This window comes from Streptomyces sp. NPDC044571 (genome assembly GCF_040647115.1).
Taxonomy (GTDB): Bacteria; Actinomycetota; Actinomycetes; order Streptomycetales; family Streptomycetaceae; genus Streptomyces.
Window position 1 is genome coordinate 93,185 of the sequence record NZ_JBEZBN010000012.1, and the last position, 19,091, is coordinate 112,275.

A 19,091-nucleotide genomic window follows, 5' to 3' on the forward strand; every position below is an offset into this window, starting at 1 on the left:
CCCGGGGTCAGGCGCGCCGCTCCGCCTGGAGGCGGGCCACGTAGGCGGCTGCCTGCGAGCGGCGCTCCATGCCCAGCTTGGACAGCAGGCTGGAGACGTAGTTCTTGATGGTCTTCTCGGCCAGGTGCAGCCGCTCGCCGATGACCCGGTTCGTCAGGCCTTCGCCGATCAGGTCGAGGATCCTGCGCTCCTGCTCGGTGAGATGGGAGAGCCGGTCGTCGCCCCTGCCGCCGCTGCCGTCGCGCAGCCGCTCCAGCACCCGCGCGGTGGCGACCGGGTCCAGCAGGGACTTGCCGGCCGCGACGTCCCGTACGGCGCTGAGCAGCTCGTTGCCGCGGATCGCCTTGAGCACGTACCCCGAGGCGCCGGCCATGATCGCGTCGAAGAGGGCCTCGTCGTCGGAGAACGAGGTCAGCATCAGGCATTTGACGGAGTCGTCCTGCGAGCGGACCTCGCGGCAGACCTCCACGCCACTGCCGTCGGGAAGCCGTACGTCGAGGACGGCCACGTCGGGGCGGGCGGCGGGAATGCGGACCAAGGCTTCCGTCGCCGTACCGGCCTCGCCGACGATCTCGATGTCCTCTTCGACCGACAAGAGCTCATAGACGCCGCGTCGTACCACTTCATGGTCGTCCAGGAGGAATACCTTGATTTTTCCGTCTTCGCGCACGAACTCAGTTTCACACATTCACCCCTTCCCTGCCGCGGTTACCCGGGATAACGTGCCGTTGTTCCGGCCCCCTGCAAGGCTGTGACCAGTGCTTGTTCCCAGCCCGGCGGATTTACTTGGAAATCCAAGCAAAAACGCAGGTCAAGTGGGGTTTCGCAGTTATGCGGCGCACTGGGTAACGTGCATTGCGCAGGGCACTTGCCGGGGCACCTGTCACGCCTGGATCCCGTACTGCGACGCGCACCCACCCCGTGTGCGGGTACGGATCAGGTGAGCCGCACTGGACCCCGGAGAACCCGGGAGCCGGACCGACGGAGGAGCACACGTGACCGTGGAGAGCACTGCCGCGCGCAAGCCGCGACGCAGCAGCGGCACCAAGCGGGCGGCAGGCGCGGCGAGCGCCCGCAAGACCGCCGCTGCCACCGCGCAGAACACCGAGCCCCAGCTCGTACAGCTGCTGACGCCCGAAGGCGAACGGCTCAGCGCCGCTGATCATCCTGAGAACGCAGAGTTCCTGTCCTTCGTCGAGGACATCACCACCGAGGACCTGCGCGGGCTCTACCGCGACATGGTCCTGACCCGCCGTTTCGACGGCGAGGCGACCGCCCTCCAGCGCCAGGGCGAGCTGGGCCTGTGGGCCTCGCTGCTCGGGCAGGAGGCCGCTCAGATCGGCTCCGGCCGGGCCCTGCGCGACGACGACTACGTCTTCCCGACCTACCGCGAGCACGGTGTGGCCTGGTGCCGCGGCGTCGACCCGACGAACCTGCTCGGCATGTTCCGCGGCGTGAACCACGGCGGCTGGGACCCGAACACCAACAACTTCCACCTGTACACGATCGTCATCGGCTCGCAGACGCTGCACGCGACCGGTTACGCGATGGGTGTGGCCAAGGACGGCGCGGACTCCGCGGTCATCGCCTACTTCGGCGACGGCGCGTCCAGCCAGGGCGACGTGGCCGAGGCGTTCACCTTCTCGGCCGTCTACAACTCCCCCGTGGTGTTCTTCTGCCAGAACAACCAGTGGGCGATCTCCGAGCCGACCGAGCGCCAGATGCGCGTGCCGCTCTACCAGCGTGCCCAGGGCTTCGGCTTCCCGGGCGTCCGCGTCGACGGCAACGACGTGCTGGCCTGCCTCGCGGTCACCCGCTGGGCGCTGGAGCGGGCGCGCCGCGGCGAGGGCCCGACCCTGGTCGAGGCGTTCACCTACCGCATGGGCGCCCACACCACCTCCGACGACCCGACGAAGTACCGGCGGGACGAGGAGACGCAGGCCTGGGAGGCGAAGGACCCGATCCTGCGCCTGAAGACCCACCTGCTGGCGAGCGGCGGCGCCGACGAGGCGTTCTTCGCGGAGCTGGAGGCGGAGAGCGAGGCCCTGGGCAAGCGGGTGCGCGAGGTCGTGCGCGCCATGCCGGATCCCGACACCATGGCGATCTTCGAGAACGTCTACGCGGACGGGCACGCGCTCGTCGACGAGGAGCGCGCCCAGTTCGCCGCCTACCTCGCGTCCTTCGAGGAGGGTCACTGATGGCTGTCGAAAAGATGTCGATCGCCAAGGCGCTCAACGAGTCGCTGCGCAAGGCCCTGGAGACGGACCCCAAGGTCCTGATCATGGGTGAGGACGTCGGCAAGCTGGGCGGTGTCTTCCGGATCACCGACGGCCTGCAGAAGGACTTCGGCGAGGAGCGGGTCATCGACACCCCGCTCGCGGAGTCCGGCATCGTCGGCACGGCGATCGGCCTGGCCCTGCGCGGGTACCGGCCGGTCGTGGAGATCCAGTTCGACGGGTTCGTCTTCCCCGCCTACGACCAGATCGTCACGCAGCTCGCGAAGATGCACGCGCGGGCCCTGGGCAAGATCAAGCTGCCGGTCGTCGTGCGCATCCCGTACGCGGGCGGCATCGGCGCGGTCGAGCACCACTCGGAGTCCCCGGAGGCCCTGTTCGCGCACGTCGCGGGCCTGAAGGTGGTCTCCCCGTCGAACGCCTCGGACGCGTACTGGATGCTCCAGCAGGCGATCCTCAGCGACGACCCGGTGATCTTCTTCGAGCCGAAGCGGCGCTACTGGGACAAGGGCGAGGTCGACACCGACGCGATCCCGGACGCCCTGCACGCGTCGCGGGTGGCGCGGGAGGGCACGGACCTGACCCTGGCGGCGTACGGCCCGATGGTGAAGGTCTGCCTGGAGGCTGCGGCCGCGGCGGCCGAGGAGGGCAAGTCGGTGGAGGTCGTGGACCTGCGCTCGATGTCCCCGATCGACTTCGACGGGCTGCAGGCGTCGGTGGAGAAGACCCGCCGGCTCGTCGTCGTCCACGAGGCGCCGGTGTTCCTGGGCGTGGGCTCGGAGATCGCCGCCCGCATCACGGAGCGGTGCTTCTACCACCTGGAGGCGCCGGTGCTGCGTGTCGGAGGCTTCCACGCCCCGTACCCGCCGGCCCGCCTGGAGGACGAGTACCTGCCGGGCCTGGACAGGGTGCTCGACGCCGTCGACCGCTCGCTTGCGTACTGAGGAGAGCGTTCCCGTGACGATCCGCGAATTCAAGATGCCCGACGTGGGCGAGGGCCTCACCGAGGCCGAGATCCTCAAGTGGTACGTCCAGCCGGGTGACACGGTCACCGACGGGCAGGTCGTCTGCGAGGTCGAGACGGCGAAGGCGGCCGTGGAGCTGCCGATCCCGTTCGACGGCACCGTGCACGCGCTCCTCTTCGAGGAGGGCACCACCGTCGACGTCGGCCAGGTCATCATCTCGGTGCAGACCGAAGGCGGTGCCGCTGCCGGCGCCGCCGGTACGGAGGCTGCCGGCGCCTGGGCGGCGGCCGCCCCGGCCGCCGCCCAGGCGCCGGCCGCGGTCGAGACCGCCGAGCCGGCCGCCGAGGCGCGCCAGCCCGTGCTGGTGGGCTACGGGGTCTCCCAGGCCTCCACCAAGCGCCGCCCGCGCAAGGCCGTGCCGGGCGCCCCCGCCCGGAACGGCACCGCCCCGGCCCCGGCGGTCCCCGCCCAGCCCACGCCGGCTCCGGCCGCGGGGCTGAACGGCAACGGGCACGCGGTGGCCGGGGCCGAGCGGCCGCTGGCGAAGCCGCCGGTGCGCAAGCTGGCCAAGGACCTCGGCATCGACCTGACCTCCGTGGTGCCCACCGGGGACGGCGGGGTCGTGACCCGGGAGGACGTGCACGCCGCTGCGGCGGCCGCGCTCGCTCCGCAGGCCGGGCCCGCGGCCGCCGCGGCGGCTCCGGCCGCCCGGGCGCCGCAGGCGGTCCAGGCCCCGCAGGCCCCGTCCGCCGTGGTCCCGGGCGCGCGGGAGACCCGTATCCCGGTCAAGGGCGTCCGCAAGGTCACCGCGCAGGCCATGGTCGGCTCCGCCTTCACCGCACCGCACGTCACCGAGTTCATCACCCTCGACGTGACGCGCACCATGAAGCTGGTGCAGGAGCTCAAGGCCGACCCGGACCTGGCGGGGCTGCGGATCAACCCGCTGCTGCTCATCGCCAAGGCGGTCCTGGTCGCCATCCGCCGCAACCCCGACGTCAACGCGTCCTGGGACGAGGCGGCCCAGGAGATCGTGCTCAAGCACTACGTCAACCTGGGCATCGCGGCGGCCACTCCGCGCGGCCTGATCGTCCCGAACATCAAGGACGCCCACGCCAAGACGCTGCCGGAGCTCTCCGAGGCCCTGTCCGACCTGGTCGCCACGGCACGCGACGGCAAGACCTCCCCGGCCGACATGCAGAACGGCACCATCACCATCACCAACGTCGGCGTCTTCGGCGTCGACACCGGTACGCCCATCCTGAACCCCGGCGAGTCCGCGATCCTCGCGGTCGGCGCGATCAAGCTCCAGCCGTGGGTCCACAAGGGCAAGGTGAAGCCGCGCCAGGTCACCACCCTGGCGCTGTCCTTCGACCACCGCCTCATCGACGGCGAGCTCGGCTCCCGCTTCCTGGCCGACATCGCGGCGGTCCTGGAGCACCCCCGCCGCCTGATCACCTGGTCGTGACGGCAGCCCGGTGGCCGGCCTTCCCTGTGGGGAGGCCGGCCACCGGCATGTCGGCGACCGGTCGGTGATCATGTCCGGATGAGATTCCGTGCTGCCACGGCAGACGCCGCCGACCTCGACCGCGCCGCCGCCTACCCGGCCGACGGACCCGTCGCCGCCCTCTGCGCCGATCGGATCCGGGAGGAGCTCTCCGCGCACCGGTTCCGGCCCGAATGGATCTGGTTCGCCGAGGACGAGGAGGGCGAGGTGCTGGCCCGGGCCCTGTGGTGGGGGCGCGCGGACAGCGAGCGGCCCCTCGCGCTCGACTGCCTCCAGGTACGGGCCCACGTGCCCGACCCGGCCGCCGTCGCCGCCGGACTGCTGGCCGCCGGACACGCGGCCTTCGGGAACCGGCCGCTCTACAACATCTCCCTGCCCGGCGGTTGGCGCACCGGCCCCGATCTGGTCGCCGCCGTGGACTGGCGGCGGGAAGCGGCGTACCGGACGGGCCTGACCCGTGAGATCGAGCGGTTGCGCTACGAGTGGGCCCCGTCCGCCGGGACCGCCGACCCCACCGGGCGGTTGGTCTTCCGGGAGGGCACGGACGAGGAGTTCCTCGACGCCTTCGTCCGCCTGGCGCACGGCAGCCTGGACGTGGCCACGCAGAACGAGCTCCGCGCGATGGACGCCGAGCAACTGGCCCGCGACGACTTCGCCTTCTACCGGGACTGCCCCGGCGAACGCTCCTGGTGGCGGCTGGCGGAGCTCCCGGACGGCACCCTCGCGGGCATGGCCCTTCCGTCCGCGACCCCCTACCACCGCAATGTCGGCTACCTGGGCGTCGTACCGGAGCAGCGCGGCCAGGGCCTGATCGACGAGATCCTGGCCGAGATCACCCGCTTCCACGCGGGGCAGGGCGCGCAGCGGATCACGGCGACCACGGACACCGTCAACACCCCGATGGCCGCGGCCTTCGACCGCGCCGGCTACGAGGTCACGGAGATCCGGCTCGTTCTGGAGGAACCGCCGGGGGCCTGAGTACCGTTTCCCCTTGGGAGCGGGAGCACGCCGAAAGGGGATGCAGACCATGCAACTGGCGGAAGAAATCGCCGCATACCGGGATGGCAGGGGAAATCCGGCGCGCCTGGTGGGGGAGTTCCGGCGGGCGCTGCTGCTCGCTCCGCTGGCGGACGGGGCCGAGGGCGGCCTGATGTCGGCCGTCGAGGGCGGCATCCGCTGGCTGTACGCGTTCACGGACGAGCAGGCCCTCGCCCGGTTCGCCGAGGCGCGCGGGGCCGCCCACCAGGAGTGGGAGTACCTGTCCATCCTCGGCGCCCGCCTCGTCGACGCGGTCGTTCCGATGGTGGACGGCCCGGCGGGCGTCGCCGTCGACGTGGCCGACGAGGACGGCTCGATGCTTTTCCCACCGGTCGTCGGCATCGTCCCCGACGCGTGTGCGGTCGACCGTACGGATGCCGCCTGATGGCGGGCGACGGGGACCTGGAGGTCTCCCCACAGGCGGTGGCCGCGATCCAGAAGGGTCTGCGGGCGGCGATTTCGGAGCTGCGGGAGTCGGGGGACGCGGCCGGGGCCTCGCAGGGGGCGGGATTCGAGAACCTGTCGATGACGGCGATGGAGACCGGGCACGGCGCGTTGTCGAAGGACTTCGAGGACTTCTGCGAGCGCTGGGAGTGGGGCGTGCGCAGCCTCATCCAGAACGCCTCCACCCTTGCGGGCAACCTCGGCATCGCCGCCGGAACCATGTGGGAGGAGGACCAGTACGTCCAGGGCGCCTTCAAGGTCGCGGTGAACGCGGCGTACGGAAACCCGCACGCCGGCGAGGACGAGATCGAGAAGAAGTCCTGGGGCGACATCTTCAGCGCCGACGTCTACAAGCCGGACTACAGCGCCGAGTCCTTCGAGAAGAGCGCGCAGGACATCAAGCAGACCTGGTCGGACACGAAGGACACGGTGACCTCGACGGGGAAGATCGGCTCGTTGAAGGACCTGCTGGACCAGGCTGACGGGGGGAGCGGCTGATGGGCTGGCGGGATTTCGTACCGGACTCGGTCGAGGACGTCGTCGAGGACGGCGCGGAGAAGGTCGGCGACTTCGTCGAGTGGGGCGGGGACAAGGCCGCCGACCTCGCCGAGGAGGTCGGGCTGGACGAAGCGGGCGACTGGATCCGCGACAAGTCCCGCTCGGCCGCGAACCAGCTCGGCGCCGACGTCTCCGAGCTGGAGCTCGGCCAGACCGAGGATCCGAAGAAGCTGGTCTACGGCAGCGTCTCCAAGATCCGCGCCCAGGTGTCGCACCTGAGCGACTTCGAGGTGTCGTTCACGCTGGTCGGCAACGGCCTCAAGTCCCTCGCGGAACCGGACGGGTTGAAGGGCAAGTCGGCGGACGCGTTCCGCGAGGCGGCCGCGAAGGAGCCGCCGCGCTGGTTCAAGGCGGCGGAGGCCTTCGGGAAGGCCGCCGACGCGATGAACCGGTTCGCCGACACGGTGGAGTGGGCGCAGGGCAAGGCGAAGGAGGCCCTGGAGGACTACAACAAGGCGAAGAAGGCCTCCCAGGACGCCCGCGACGCCCACACCAAGCAGGCCGAGGCCTACGAAGACGCGGTGAAGGCGAAGAAGGACACGCTTCCTCCGAAGCCCGGCGAGTTCCACGATCCCGGCACGTCCATGGCCAAGGCGGCCCAGGACAAGCTCGACAACGCCCGCACGCAGCGCAACGAGGTGGCCGAGACCGCCGCCGCGGCGGTCCGCGCGGCCCGCGACAAGGCCCCGCCCAAGCCCTCGTACGCGGAACAGCTCGGGGACGGCCTGGACTACCTGGACCTCGCCCGGACGCACCTGGCGGGCGGTGTCGTCAAGGGCACGGCCGGCCTGGTCAACTTCGCCCGCGCGCTCAACCCCACCGACCCGTACAACCTGACCCACCCCGCCGAGTACCTGACGAACCTCAACTCCACGGCCGCCGGCCTGGTCACGATGGCCAACGACCCGTGGGGCGCGGGCAAGCAGATGCTCGACGAGTTCATGAAGGACCCCTCCGAGGGCGTCGGCAAGATGCTGCCGGAGCTGATCGGGTCCAAGGGCCTGGGCTCGTTGAAGAAGGTCGGCTCGGCCGCCAAGCACCTGGACGACCTGGACGACGTCAAGGGTCCGGGGCGCAGGGGGCTGGACGAGCACGGCCCGCACCACGGCGAGCGGCCGGACCCGGACAAGCCCAGCGAGGGGACGGACCCCGTCGACCTCGCCACCGGGCGGATGTACCTGCCGCAGACGGACGTGGTCCTGCCCGGCGTGCTCCCGCTGGCCTTCACGCGCCGCGCGGAGTCCGGCTACACGGTGGGCCGCTGGTTCGGCCCTACCTGGGCGTCCACCGTCGACCAGCACCTGGAGGTCGATGCCGAGGGGGTCGTCCTGGTCACGGAGGACGGCCTCGTCGTCGGCTACCCGCATCCGGCGCCGGGCGTGCCGGTCCTCCCGACCGCGGCGACGGGCCCGCAGTGGCCGCTGGAGCGCGCCCCGGACGGCGACTGGACCCTGACGGACCCGGAGACCGGGCACGTCCGCAGGTTCGCCCCTCCGGCCGACGGCGCGGAGGACGGCCTCGCGCCGATCGCCCAGCTGGCGGACCGCAACGGCAACCGGGTCGAATTCGAGTACGACGCGCAGGGCACCCCGCTGGGCATCACCCACTCCGGCGGTCACCGCCTGCGCTTCGACACCGCCGGCGGCCGCATCACCGGCCTGCACCTCGACGGCGGCCCGCGCATCCTCGCGTACGGCTACACCGGCGGGAACCTGACCGAGGTCACCAATTCCTCCGGCCTGCCGCTGCGCTTCACCTACGACGACCGCGCCCGCATCACCTCCTGGACCGACACCAACGACCGCCGGTACGAGTACGCCTACGACGACCTCGACCGCTGCATCGCCGAGGCCGGCGAGGCGGGCCACATCGCCCTCACCTTCGGCTACGACGAGGTGGACCCGCAGACCGGCCACCGGGTGACCCGTATGACCACCGCCGCCGGCCACACCCACCGCTACCTGGTGGACGACCGGTACCGGGTCGTCGCCGAGACCGATCCGCTCGGCGCGGTCACCCGCTACCAGTACGACCGCCGGGGCCGGCGGACCGCGCGCACCGACCCGCTCGGCCACACCACCCGCAGCAGCTACGACGAGGCGGGCCGGCTGGTGTCGGTGGTCCGCCCCGACGGCCGCGAGGCGCGGGCGGAGTACAACGAGCTCGGCCGCCCGGTGAAGGTGGTCGCCCCGGACGGCACGGTCGTGCGGCAGACGTTCGACGAGCGCGGCAACCGCACCTCGGTCACCCGGCCCGACCGCACCGTCACCCGCTTCACCTACGACGAGCGCGGCCACCTCACCACCATCACCGACCCGCTCGGCGCGGTGACCCGGATCGCCACGGACCCGGCCGGACTGCCGCTCGCCGTCACCGACCGGCTCGGCGCCGTCACGACGTACGAGCGCGACGGTTTCGGGCGTCCCACGGCCGTCACCGACCCGCTCGGCGCGGTGACCCGCACGCAGTGGTCGGTCGAGGGCAAACCGCTGCACCGGAGCACCCCGGACGGCGGCCGGCGCTCCTGGACCTACGACGGCGAGGGAAACTGCCTGACCGTCGAGGACGCGGCCGGCGCGGTGGTGCGCTTCGAGTACACCCACTTCGACCTCGTCGCCGCGCGCACCGACGCGGACGGCTCCCGCCACGAGTACACGTACGACGCCGGGCTGCAGTTGACCGCGGTGCGCAACCCGCAGGGCCTGACCTGGGAGTACGTCCACGATCCGGCGGGCCGGCTGATCGAGGAGAAGGACTTCGACGGCCGCAGCCTCCGCTACGCCTACGACCCGGCGGGCCGGCTGGCCGCCCGTACCGACGCCCTCGGGCAGCGGACCGCCTACGAGCGCAACGCCCTGGGCCAGGTCCTGCGCAAGGACGCCGCGGGCGAGGTGACGACGTACGAGTACGACGTCTTCGACCAGCTCGCCTCCGCGGAGCGCGCGGGCTGCACGCTGACGCGGCTGCGGGACCGCGCCGGCCGGTTGCTCCAGGAGACGGTGGACGGCCGCACGCTCGCGTACGCGTACGACGGCGCGGGGCGCCGCATCCGCCGGACCACACCGTCGGGAGCCACCGCCGAGTGGTCGTACGACGCCGCCGGCCGCGGGGACGCCCTGACCACGTCCGGCCGCCGCATCGCCTTCACCCGGGACGCGGCGGGCCGGGAGCTCACCCGCGCCTACGGGGACGTGGTCACCCTCGACAGCCGGTGGGACGGGGCCGGCCGGCTGACCGGCCGGCAGGTGACCGGACACGACCGGCGCGTCCTGCAGCGCCGCGGATACACCTACCGGGCCGACGGGGCTCTGACCGGCATCGACGACCTGCTGGCCGGGCCGCGCACCTTCGACCTCGACCAGCGCGGCCGGGTGACGGCGGTGCACGCCGAGGACTGGACCGAGCGCTACGCCTACGACGAGGCGGGCAACCAGACCTCGGCGTCCTGGCCGGCGTCCCACCCCGGCGGCCAGGAGGCCACCGGAACCCGCGTCTACGAGGGCACCCGGCTGCTCACCGCGGGCCGCGTCCGCCACGAGCACGACGCCCTCGGGCGGGTCGTGCTGCGGCAGAAGACCCGCCTCTCGCGGGGGCCCGACACCTGGCGCTACGAGTGGGACGCCGAGGACCGCGTCACGGCCGTCACCACCCCGGACGGGACGCGCTGGCGGTACGCGTACGACGCACTGGGCCGGCGCACGGCCAAGGAGCGGCTGACGGCCGACGGAGCGCAGGTGGCCGAGCGGACGGTCTTCACCTGGGACGGGAACGTGCTGTGCGAGCAGACCACGACCTCGGCGGACGCCGACCACGGGATCGCCGTCACCTGGGACCTCCAGGGCCTCCAGCCCCTCGCGCAGACCGAGCGGATCCTGACGGCCGACCAGGAGGTGGTCGACGAACGCTTCTACGCCATCGTCACCGACCTGGTCGGGGCGCCCACCGAGCTCGTCGACGAGCGGGGCGCAGTGGCCTGGCGCAGCCGGTCCACCCTGTGGGGGGCCACCGCTTGGCACCGGGACGCCACCGCCTACACCCCGCTGCGGTTCCCCGGCCAGTACTTCGACCCCGAATCGGGGCTGCACCACAACTACTTCCGCACCTACGACCCCGAGACCGCGCGCTATCTGAGCCCGGACCCGATGGGCCTCGAACCCTCGCCCAACCCGTCGGCGTACGTCGCCAACCCGCACCAGTGGTGCGACCCCTTCGGGCTGGCGCCGTACTCGGACAGCACCCGGGCGGCGCAGGGCGTGGACCACCAGCTCAACGAGGCGGAGAGCGGCAAGTCGAACCACTACCTGGAGGGCATCGGCGGCGACGAGGCCAAACTGGACAAGTACCTGAGGAGCCATCTGCAGGGGCCGGCCAACTACGTCGACGCACAGTCGGGGGCGCGGATCATCATCGACCGCAGCCTCGACCCGTCGCGGCCGGTGGCGATCATCCGCCAGGACCATATGATCCACGCCTACCACATCGACGAGTCGGACCTCTCCAACTACATCACTCCGAGGGACGGCAAGGATGCGGCGAAGTGGCGAACCCCGAAACCGGAAGAGTTGAATGAGTAGCGAGGACCCTGGAACGGTGTGGCCGGGCTACCGTACGAAGCCGGGTTACGACCCCGGCCAGCGCCTGGTCTTCCCCGCCCCCGTGCCCGCGGAGCTGCGGGCGCTCGGGGACGCGGTCCGGGCCGCGCACTGGCCGGCGCGGCTGGCCTTCCGCGCGTCGCGGATCGCGCTGCTGGACACGCTCTGCCGGTGGCAGACCCTGCGCGCGCTGGCCTACCTGCACGTCCTGGCCGCCCGGACGGCGGACGACCGGCTGCCGGCCGCCCTGCGGGTGGTGCCCGGCCTGGAGACGGCCGCCGATCCGGCCCTGCCCGCCCTGCTGGCGGAGCTGGAGGAGGCCGCCCTGGACCTCCCCGCCGAGCTCCTGGACGCGGTCGTCCGGGACAGCGGCGGTCTGCTGGCGGACAACCGCTTCGCGGCCTCGGTCCTGGCGGCCGGCCTCACCGCCGATTCCCGCCCGGCGGACACGGACGAGGCGGTCTCCCGCGCCGTGGTGCTCACCAGCTACTGGTACGAGGCCCCGGCGCAGCGCGGCGCCCTCGCCCTGGTGTGGAGCGCGAACCTCTTCGTCCGCCACTGGCTGGACTGGTCGGGGCGCCACGTCTACGGGGACCCGGCGGGCGGCATCGGCATCACGGCCGACCCCCGCCCGCGCCGGCCGGACGCGGCGGCCCTCCCGGCTTGGGCCGCGCCCCTGCTGGAGCGCCTCACGGCGTCCGACGCCTAGGGGGCGGGGTGGCCATCGCCGAGTTGCAGGTGTACGAGGTCGAGGAGGCGGACGTCTCGGGCGGGGTGTGCATCGTCCGCGTCATCGGCGGGGTCGCCCGCCCCGGACAGGTCTATGCCGCGGGCGGCATGCGCCTGCGCCTGACAAGTATCGAGGCGTGGGGCGGCCCCCGCGAGCAGGTCGACCCCCCGCACGCGGCGCGGGTCCACCTCACCGGCCCCATGGTCGCCCTGCTGGCGGACGGGCAGGTGCTCACCTGCGTACCGCCCGCCGGGCATGCCCTGGCGGACCTGGAAGCCTGGCTGGCCGACGATCCGCCGCTGTGCGAGGAGCCGCATCCGGAGCCGCTGCGGGCCCTCGCCGTGAACGGGATGCACGACGAGGACCTGCCCGAAGCGGTGCGACTGCGCTGGGGGAGGGTGGCCCTGGCCGCGATCGGCCGGGTGGAGTATCCGGACGCGCTGGCACGCGCGGCCGGACTGGCCTCCGTACGGGGCTACATGATCCGGCAGTTCGGGCCCGGCCGCGGCGGTGACCCGGCCGAGCTGTGCCGCGAGCTGCTGGCCCTGCTGGGCCTGACCCCCGAGCAGGCGCGGGCGCAGGCCCGGGACTGGCGGGTGCTCCCCCGGGGAGGGGCCTGGCGGCTGAGGCGGATCAAGGGGCTGCTGCCCTGGATGACGCTGGTCCGCCCCCACCTGGCGGCCGACGACCCGCTGCGGGCGGACGTCGACGCCTGGCTGGCGGTCGGTCCCGCCCTGCCGTAGCCCCGGAAGCCGTCAGCCCGCCTTCGCGGCGTTGCCGAGGACCTTGGTCGGGGTGATGCGGACGACGACCCTCAGGTTCTCGGCCGGAGCCTCCGCGTACTCCTTGCCGCCGCCCGGACCCAGGTACTCCTCCGCGATGCGGACGGCGACCGCGCGGTCCGTGTCCTCGGTGACGGTGGCGGTGCCGCGGATCTCCACGTACACGTAGGGATCGGCGGTGTCGAAGACGGTCAGCCCGACCCGCCCGTCCCGCACGATGTTGCGCTCCTTGCGGCGCCCCTGTTCCGTGGAGACCAGCAGGTCGCCGCCGTCCCGGGACACCCAGACCACCGAACTCTGCGGGCTGCCGTCGGGGTTGAGCGTGGAGAGGACCGCCGGGTGCGGGGCGTCGAGCAGCCTGCGTACCGTGTCGTTCAACGCAATCGTCATGGCCGCGAGGATAGTTGGGGCCTGCGATCCCTCGGGCCGGTTCCTCCGCGGCCGCGCGGATTAGGGCAAGTCGCTCAGTTCCAGGGCAGGTTGAGCCAGGGACTGCCCGGGTCGGACATCAGGGCCCGATGGGTGGCGGCCATGTCCGTGTACCAGTGCCCGTACTCCTCCTCGTCGAACTGGAGGCAGCGGCCCAGGATGAAACCCGCCGAGAGGTCCTCCCAGGACCGGTACGAGAGCCGGCAGACGCGGCCGGCGCGTATGACGGCGTCCTCGGCCTCCTCGATGGTGCCGAAGCGCGCGCCGAGGCCCCAGCGGGCCATCTGCGAGGCCCGTCCGTAGTCCCAGGCCTCCACGGACCGGACGAACCGGTCCTCGCCGAGGATCCCGTCGGCGCGGAAGCGCTGCTCGTAGCGGGTGATGCGGCCGATGACCCGCTGCACCCCGGCGATCTCCCCTTCGATCTCGGCGGTGGACCGGGGCCGGGCGACGGTGACGCCCTCGGGGGTGATGCGGGGCTCCGCGGCCCGTTCGGCATTGGCCCGCAGGGTGGCCTCGGTGGTGTGGCGCCAGTGCTCGATGTCCACCGGTCCCGCGAACTCCTTGGCGAGGGCCGAGCGGATCCTGAGCGTGAACTCCCACACCGCGCTCACCATGTCCGCGGCCAGCAGCCGCTCGGTGCTGCGCAGCCACTCCTCGCGGGTGGTGACGCCCCAGGAGTCGCGGAGGCTCTCGCGTTGGGCCGTGTACCCCTCGCCGTGGTAGGCGAGGGCGTTCCAGAAGACCCCGTTGCGCACGGCCAGGTGTGCGCCGCAGGCGAGTCCGAAGGCGACGGGTCCGTGCAGCGGGCCGCCGACGTGCAGGGCGTGCACCGTGTTCTGCGGCAGGCCGTACTCGGTGTTGCGGTCCCAGTGGTACTTCCACACGGCCCGGTCGGCGGGCGAGGCCGGCAGGAAGGCCTCGCAGGGGGTGCCGGGATTGACGGCCAGGTAGGCGGGGCTGCCGGAGCCGAACCGCTCGGCCATCCAGTCGAGGCTCACCTTCTCGAAGACCGGGTCGGCAGTGGGCACGGGGAGCATGCCGGCGGTGTGGACGACATGGGCGGTGCCGCGGATCTGCGGGAAGTGGACGGGTTGGAGCCGCACGAGGTTGGGGTGGGAGTCCTGGTACGCGCGGGACTGCGGGGTGAAGAGCCAGGAGCGGGCGAGGGTGTCGAAGTAGGCGGGCCAGTCGTTCCTGGTCTTGGCTTCGTACAGCTCTCGCTCAATGGCGCTCGGCGCCTTCCACGTCCCCATGGGGGGAACCCTAACCGGGGCCCCTGGTCAGCCCGTCGGTGGTGGGCGGGTCACCATCGGCGGCCGAGGTGACGGTGGGCTGACCACCATCCGGCGGGGGCGCGGCCGGGCTGGGGCGCGTGGGGCGGCTGGGCCGACCGGGCTCCAGCGGCCCTCGACGAGTCTGCGACCGGTCCCCGACCAGGCCAAGGCCCTGTAGCGCACTTCGTCAAATGATCAACCGCTCCCCGGGGCCCGTCGGGGGCTGATGACCCGCGGTGCACGGGCGGGCGAATGTGTGTGACGGCTCCACCTGGTTCTCCCGCCCTGCCCGAACGCAGGGTTGAGGGGCTGGAGAGAACACCGGGGGAAGGGATGGATCCATCATGAGCGCACCGAGTCTCGAACGCTTGGAGACCCTGAGCAGCCGGTTCGTACCGGACCTGATCGTGGACGAGCTCTGCGCCGAGCTGTTCGCCTCGCTGCCGCGCAGCGATCAGCGCCGCAAGGGAGAGGTGTACCTGCGCGGTCTGCTCAAGGCCGAGGGCCGCAAGTCCATAAGGAACATCGCGGCGCACGTCGGGGACCGGGCGGCCGAGCAGAGCCTGCACCACTTCGTGGTGTCCTCCACCTGGGACTGGGGTCCCGTACGGGCCGCCCTCGCACGCTACCTGGAGCGGGCGCTGCGCCCCCGGGCCTGGGTCGTCCAGCCGGTGGTCATCTCCAAGGCCGGTACCGAGTCCGTCGGGGTGGCCCGACGGTTCGTGCCGGAGCGGGGGCAGATGGTCAACAGCCAGATCGCCTTCGGGGTGTGGTCGGTCGGCGAGGAGCAGAGCTGCCCGGTGAACTGGCGTCTCGCGCTCACCCAGAAGTGGCGGGACAGCGTGGGCCCGCTGTCCCCCAACGTCCACGAATCGGAGCTGGCGACCACCCCGCTCGAATGCGCCGCCGGAGCGGTCGAGGAACTGCGGGACTGGGTGGGCCGCATCCACCGGCCCGTGGTGCTGGACCTGCCCGACGTCGACCCGGGCGCGGTGGCCCGGCGCTTCGGGCCGTCCGGCATGCACTTCGTGGCCGCGGCCCGCGGCTCCCTGCGGGTCAAGTGCGCCGATCCGGTGCTGCCGTCCAGTGGCAACCGCGAACTCGCCGCGCACCAGCTGCTGTTGATGGCCCGGACACTGCGCCGCCCGGTGACCTGGATGGATCCGGTGACCATGCGTCCGCGCACCACCCTGGTGGTCGGCGTACGGGTGGAACTGCCGCACTCCCCGCGTCCGCTGCTGCTGTTCGGCGAGTGGAACGACCCGCGCGGCTGGCCCGAGCAGTGCTGGATCAGCGATATGACGCAGGCGCCGCCTGGAGCCCTGCTGCGGCTGGCGAAGCGGTCCCAGAACGTCGAGGCCGACTTCGCGAACATCTCCCGGAAGGTGGGGCTCACCGACTTCGGCGGCCGGTCCTTCGGTGGCTGGCACCGCCACACCACCCTGGCATCCGCCGCCCATGCCGTACGGATGCTGACGCAGCGCGCCCAGGAGAGTGCCTGACCGCATGCCGTGCCCGACCGCGCCGCCGGCTTCCGGGGGATCAGCCGATGGTCTGGCGGGACGGACCGCGGCGGCCCTGGTTCAGGGCCCGGCGGGTGCGCTGGAGCTGGAGGGCGAGCTGGACCTGGAGGGCCTGGGTGGGCTTCTGCCAGTCCTCGCCGAGGATCTCGGTGATCCGCTCCAGCCTGCGGGAGACCGTGTTGGGGTGGACGTGCAGCGACTCGGCGGCCCGTGAGGGGCTGTTGGCCGAGGCGAAGTACGCCTCCATCGTGCGGATCAGCTCCGTGTACTGCTGGTCGTCGTAGTCCAGCACGGGGCCGATGGTGTCGTTGATGAACCCGGCGATGTCCGGCTTCTCCGAGAGCAGCACGCCGAGGAAGCCGAGCTCCTCCGGCGAAGCGGTGCTGCCGGTGCCGGTGAGCGCCGCCACCGCGTCCAGGCAGCGGCGGGCCTCCTGGTACATGCGGACGATCGCCACCGGATCGTCGACCGGTCCGGCCGAGCCGGCCGTCACCGGCTTGCCGAGCACCTCGGAGAGCTCCTTGGACGCCGTACGGGCGATGGCGCCCGCCTCGGTGCCGGGCAGGAGCAGCACCACCACGTCGCCGTCCACGCTCTTGAGGCCGTGGTGGCGGTTGGCGTACGAGGCCGCCCAGGCGAGCACGCGGCCCTGGACCCCGCCCTCGGGGCGGGCGATCACGATGACGTGGGGCTCGTCCAGGTTGAGCGCGAGCCGGCGGCTCTGCTCGGCGATCTGCACGGGGGACAGTGAGGTGCCCCGGAGCAGGTCGTGGAAGAACTCGTCGCGCATGTGACCCTCGGCGGCGGCCATGCCCTGCTCCATGAGCAGCACCACGGCGGTCACCTGGGCGGTGAGCGCGAGGAGTTGGATCTGCCGGTCGGTGACGGGCTCGTCGCAGACCAGGATGAGGGTGCCCAGCATGTCGTCGCCCGCCGCGACCGAGGCGACCCAGGTGCCGTCGCTCGTGCTGCGAGGCTGCCGGTCGGTGTGCGCGTCCAGCAGCACGGTGCGGATCTCCGCCTCGTTGAGCTGCGGGGGTTCCCCGCCCGGGCAGGCGAGATCGCGGCCGGCGGCGTCCCGTACCAGCAGGGTGCCGTCGAGGCCCTTGACCGCCTCGGCGGCCAGGCTGCCGAGGCCGACGCCCTGGAGCACCAGGTCGAGGAGACGGCCGTGCGTCTCGCGGAGCTGGCGGGCGGTGGTGGAGGAGTCGAGGGCGCGGGAGGTGTCCTGCTCCAGCTCCTCGACCTCGTACCGGGTCTGCTCCAGCAGCCGGGCCTTTTCGATTGCAACGGTTGCAAGGTCACCGAGCGAACTCATCAGCGACACCTCGTCGGGGGTGAAGTGCCGGATGTGCCGGTCGGCGACGTACAGCGCGCCCAGGGCGGTCCCCGCGTGCCGCAGCGGCACGGCCATCACGGCGTGCAGCCCCTCGGCCTGCACCACCTCGTCGATCACCGGGCTGTGCTGGAAGGTCTTGTCGTTCATGTAGTCGGCCGACCAGAACGGGGCCGAGCCGTCCGAGGCCCGCTTGCCCACGCCCCCGCCGGTCAGCGGGATGGCGAAGCCGATGGTCAGCGCGGAGGCGTGGCCGTCCGCCGAACGCACCCGGGACACCTGTGCCTCGCGGTCGTCGAAGCTCACCCAGGCCATGTCGAGCCCCAGCAGCAGCCGGGCGCGCCGGGTGATCACCTTGAGGAGTTCGTCGAGGTCGTACGGGAGGGTCAGGTCCCGCGCGGTGTCGACGAGCGCGGCGAGGCCGGCCTCGCGCTGCTGGCGCCGCACGAAGAGGGCGCGAATGCCGAGGCTCTGGTCCCTGGCCCTGCTGAGCTGTGCAAGTGCATCCCCGGACAGGCCGGATTCACGCGCTTTGCGGACCACCTCGTCGAAGGCAGCCGCAGGCGCCTCTCTGTTCAGCAGTTCCAGCATTTCGTAAGCGTGGTCAACCACGACTTCCCCCGACCCCCATAAAGCCGATCACGATTGCACCAACTCAGATGCAAGCAATCCCTGGCCCGCCTGAAAGTATCCCTTGGGGCAAGAATCGGTCAAGAAACGCCGGACAAGTGATCACAGGTCAGCGACGCGGAGGGTGATCGGGTCACCACTCTCCATGAGTGATCCTGTCACCTGGACACCTTCTGGTCGAGGACCACTCAAGGGCAGGCTGAGCGCCGAGCGTTCCGGTGCCGGCGCCACCGCCGGCACCACCACCGCGCCGTCCACAGCCCGAGGTTTCACGAGGAGTTCGCATGTCTCAGCTGGATCAGCTGGATCAGCTGTCTCAGCTCCAGAGCTACGAGCGGTCGCTGCTGCGCAGCCGGCTGTCCCTGACCCGCGAGGACCGCCCCCGGGTGTTCACCCTCGGCGACCGTGAGTGGGACCTGTTCGACGAGGTCTTCGCCCCCGTCTACTCCCCTTCCACGGGGGTGGCGCTGGAGCTGCTGGGCCTCAACCTCCCGCAGACCGCGCCGCGTTCGGGATCGTTCCTGGAGATAGGCTGCGGGACCGGCGTGATAGCCGTGACGGCGGCACTGGCCGGATATGACCGGGTGGTCGCGGCCGACATCAGCCCCTCCGCCGTGGAGAACGCCTCCGTCAACGCCGAGCGCCACGGGGTGGCGGACCGTCTGCAGGCCGTGCACAGCGACCTGTTCTCCGGTCTGCGCGAGGAGGAGCGGTTCGATGTCGTCTTCTGGAGCTCCAACTACGTGATGGGGCCGGAGAGCTACGAGTACAAGTCGGTGCACGAGCGGGCCTACGTGGACACCGGCTACCAGACGCACCGCCGCTACCTGGAGCAGTCGGTGCACTGGACCGCCCCGGGCGGCCGCGTCCTGCTGCACTTCAGCGACCGCGGCGACCTGGCCGCGCTGCACGAGATCGCCGATGCCTGCCGGCGCGAACTGGAGACGGTCGCCAGCTGCCGGGTCCGCGAGGGCGAGTACGGAGAGGACATGGTTGAGCACATGCTGATCGAAATCAAGCCAACTGCCGCAAACTTGGCCTGAGCCGCT

The 19,091-nt window shown here is 71.9% G+C and carries 15 protein-coding genes; 11 read left to right on the forward strand and 4 right to left on the reverse strand.

Annotation, left to right across the window (positions count from 1 at the left end):
• Nucleotides 1-7: 7 nt before the first annotated feature.
• A complete protein-coding gene (locus AB0B01_RS09215; protein ID WP_361714686.1) occupies nt 8-670 on the reverse strand; it encodes a response regulator transcription factor in 663 nt (220 codons plus the stop codon).
• A 325-nt stretch (nt 671-995) separates the two neighbouring features.
• Here AB0B01_RS09215 and pdhA point away from each other — a divergent pair, with 325 nt between their 5' ends.
• The 9 genes from pdhA (at nt 996) to AB0B01_RS09260 (ending at nt 12,808) form a co-directional block, all read left to right on the forward strand.
• The gene (pdhA, locus tag AB0B01_RS09220; protein ID WP_356845701.1) at nt 996-2,198 is read left to right on the forward strand and encodes a pyruvate dehydrogenase (acetyl-transferring) E1 component subunit alpha; all 1,203 of its coding nucleotides are present in this window, start codon (nt 996-998) and stop codon (nt 2,196-2,198) included.
• The gene (locus AB0B01_RS09225) at nt 2,198-3,178 is read left to right on the forward strand and encodes an alpha-ketoacid dehydrogenase subunit beta (RefSeq protein WP_361714689.1); all 981 of its coding nucleotides are present in this window, start codon (nt 2,198-2,200) and stop codon (nt 3,176-3,178) included. The genes pdhA and AB0B01_RS09225 overlap by 1 nt, the downstream gene beginning before the upstream one ends.
• A 34-nt stretch (nt 3,179-3,212) precedes the next feature.
• A complete protein-coding gene (locus AB0B01_RS09230) occupies nt 3,213-4,664 on the forward strand; it encodes a dihydrolipoamide acetyltransferase family protein (RefSeq protein ID WP_361714793.1) in 1,452 nt (483 codons plus the stop codon).
• 78 nt (nt 4,665-4,742) lie between these two features.
• Nucleotides 4,743-5,681 (forward strand): GNAT family N-acetyltransferase, encoded by a 939-nt coding sequence (locus tag AB0B01_RS09235; protein ID WP_361714692.1) that lies wholly within the window; start codon nt 4,743-4,745, stop codon nt 5,679-5,681.
• Nucleotides 5,682-5,730: 49 nt separating this feature from the next.
• Nucleotides 5,731-6,126, forward strand: a complete 396-nt coding sequence (locus tag AB0B01_RS09240; protein WP_361714695.1) for an SseB family protein — start codon at nt 5,731-5,733, stop codon at nt 6,124-6,126.
• Entirely contained in the window at nt 6,126-6,683 is a 558-nt protein-coding gene (locus AB0B01_RS09245; protein ID WP_361714698.1) for a hypothetical protein, read from the forward strand. Before AB0B01_RS09240 ends, AB0B01_RS09245 begins: the two co-directional genes overlap by 1 nt.
• Entirely contained in the window at nt 6,683-11,317 is a 4,635-nt protein-coding gene (locus AB0B01_RS09250; protein WP_361714701.1) for a putative T7SS-secreted protein, read from the forward strand. Before AB0B01_RS09245 ends, AB0B01_RS09250 begins: the two co-directional genes overlap by 1 nt.
• Nucleotides 11,310-12,044, forward strand: a complete 735-nt coding sequence (locus AB0B01_RS09255; protein ID WP_361714704.1) for a hypothetical protein — start codon at nt 11,310-11,312, stop codon at nt 12,042-12,044. The genes AB0B01_RS09250 and AB0B01_RS09255 overlap by 8 nt, the downstream gene beginning before the upstream one ends.
• Nucleotides 12,045-12,052: 8 nt before the next feature.
• On the forward strand, nt 12,053-12,808 hold the full coding sequence (locus tag AB0B01_RS09260; RefSeq protein WP_361714706.1) for a hypothetical protein: 756 nt from the start codon (nt 12,053-12,055) through the stop codon (nt 12,806-12,808).
• 12 nt (nt 12,809-12,820) lie between these two features.
• On the opposite strand, the gene AB0B01_RS09265 is transcribed toward AB0B01_RS09260, so the two are convergent.
• Nucleotides 12,821-13,237 carry a PPOX class F420-dependent oxidoreductase gene (locus AB0B01_RS09265; RefSeq protein ID WP_361714709.1) on the reverse strand — a complete coding sequence of 139 codons (417 nt, stop codon included), beginning with the start codon at nt 13,235-13,237 and terminating at the stop codon, nt 12,821-12,823.
• 74 nt (nt 13,238-13,311) lie between these two features.
• A complete protein-coding gene (locus AB0B01_RS09270) occupies nt 13,312-14,532 on the reverse strand; it encodes a DUF1266 domain-containing protein (RefSeq protein WP_361714712.1) in 1,221 nt (406 codons plus the stop codon).
• A gap of 365 nt (nt 14,533-14,897) precedes the next feature.
• On the opposite strand from AB0B01_RS09270, the gene AB0B01_RS09275 reads away from it, so the two are divergent.
• The gene (locus AB0B01_RS09275; protein WP_361714715.1) at nt 14,898-16,055 is read left to right on the forward strand and encodes a transposase; all 1,158 of its coding nucleotides are present in this window, start codon (nt 14,898-14,900) and stop codon (nt 16,053-16,055) included.
• 40 nt (nt 16,056-16,095) lie between these two features.
• Here the strand turns inward: AB0B01_RS09275 and AB0B01_RS09280 are convergent, their stop codons facing one another.
• Nucleotides 16,096-18,003 carry a helix-turn-helix domain-containing protein gene (locus tag AB0B01_RS09280; protein ID WP_361714718.1) on the reverse strand — a complete coding sequence of 636 codons (1,908 nt, stop codon included), beginning with the start codon at nt 18,001-18,003 and terminating at the stop codon, nt 16,096-16,098.
• A 323-nt stretch (nt 18,004-18,326) separates the two neighbouring features.
• Between AB0B01_RS09280 and AB0B01_RS09285 the strand changes: the two genes are divergently transcribed.
• Nucleotides 18,327-19,085 carry a class I SAM-dependent methyltransferase gene (locus tag AB0B01_RS09285; RefSeq protein ID WP_361714721.1) on the forward strand — a complete coding sequence of 253 codons (759 nt, stop codon included), beginning with the start codon at nt 18,327-18,329 and terminating at the stop codon, nt 19,083-19,085.
• Nucleotides 19,086-19,091 lie beyond the last annotated feature (6 nt).

Excerpts from the sequence above, each read along its gene's own strand:
- AB0B01_RS09275 (WP_361714715.1), top strand. The coding sequence starts at position 14,898 with ATGAGCGCACCGAGTCTCGAACGCTTGGAGACCCTGAGCAGCCGGTTC.
- AB0B01_RS09245 (WP_361714698.1), top strand. The coding sequence starts at position 6,126 with ATGGCGGGCGACGGGGACCTGGAGGTCTCCCCACAGGCGGTGGCCGCG.
- AB0B01_RS09280 (WP_361714718.1), bottom strand. The coding sequence starts at position 18,003 with ATGCTGGAACTGCTGAACAGAGAGGCGCCTGCGGCTGCCTTCGACGAG.
- AB0B01_RS09265 (WP_361714709.1), bottom strand. The coding sequence starts at position 13,237 with ATGACGATTGCGTTGAACGACACGGTACGCAGGCTGCTCGACGCCCCG.
- AB0B01_RS09240 (WP_361714695.1), top strand. The coding sequence starts at position 5,731 with ATGCAACTGGCGGAAGAAATCGCCGCATACCGGGATGGCAGGGGAAAT.
- AB0B01_RS09255 (WP_361714704.1), top strand. The coding sequence starts at position 11,310 with ATGAGTAGCGAGGACCCTGGAACGGTGTGGCCGGGCTACCGTACGAAG.
- AB0B01_RS09225 (WP_361714689.1), top strand. The coding sequence starts at position 2,198 with ATGGCTGTCGAAAAGATGTCGATCGCCAAGGCGCTCAACGAGTCGCTG.
- AB0B01_RS09250 (WP_361714701.1), top strand. The coding sequence starts at position 6,683 with ATGGGCTGGCGGGATTTCGTACCGGACTCGGTCGAGGACGTCGTCGAG.
- AB0B01_RS09230 (WP_361714793.1), top strand. The coding sequence starts at position 3,213 with ATGCCCGACGTGGGCGAGGGCCTCACCGAGGCCGAGATCCTCAAGTGG.
- AB0B01_RS09270 (WP_361714712.1), bottom strand. The coding sequence starts at position 14,532 with ATGGGGACGTGGAAGGCGCCGAGCGCCATTGAGCGAGAGCTGTACGAA.
- AB0B01_RS09235 (WP_361714692.1), top strand. The coding sequence starts at position 4,743 with ATGAGATTCCGTGCTGCCACGGCAGACGCCGCCGACCTCGACCGCGCC.
- AB0B01_RS09285 (WP_361714721.1), top strand. The coding sequence starts at position 18,327 with ATGTCTCAGCTGGATCAGCTGGATCAGCTGTCTCAGCTCCAGAGCTAC.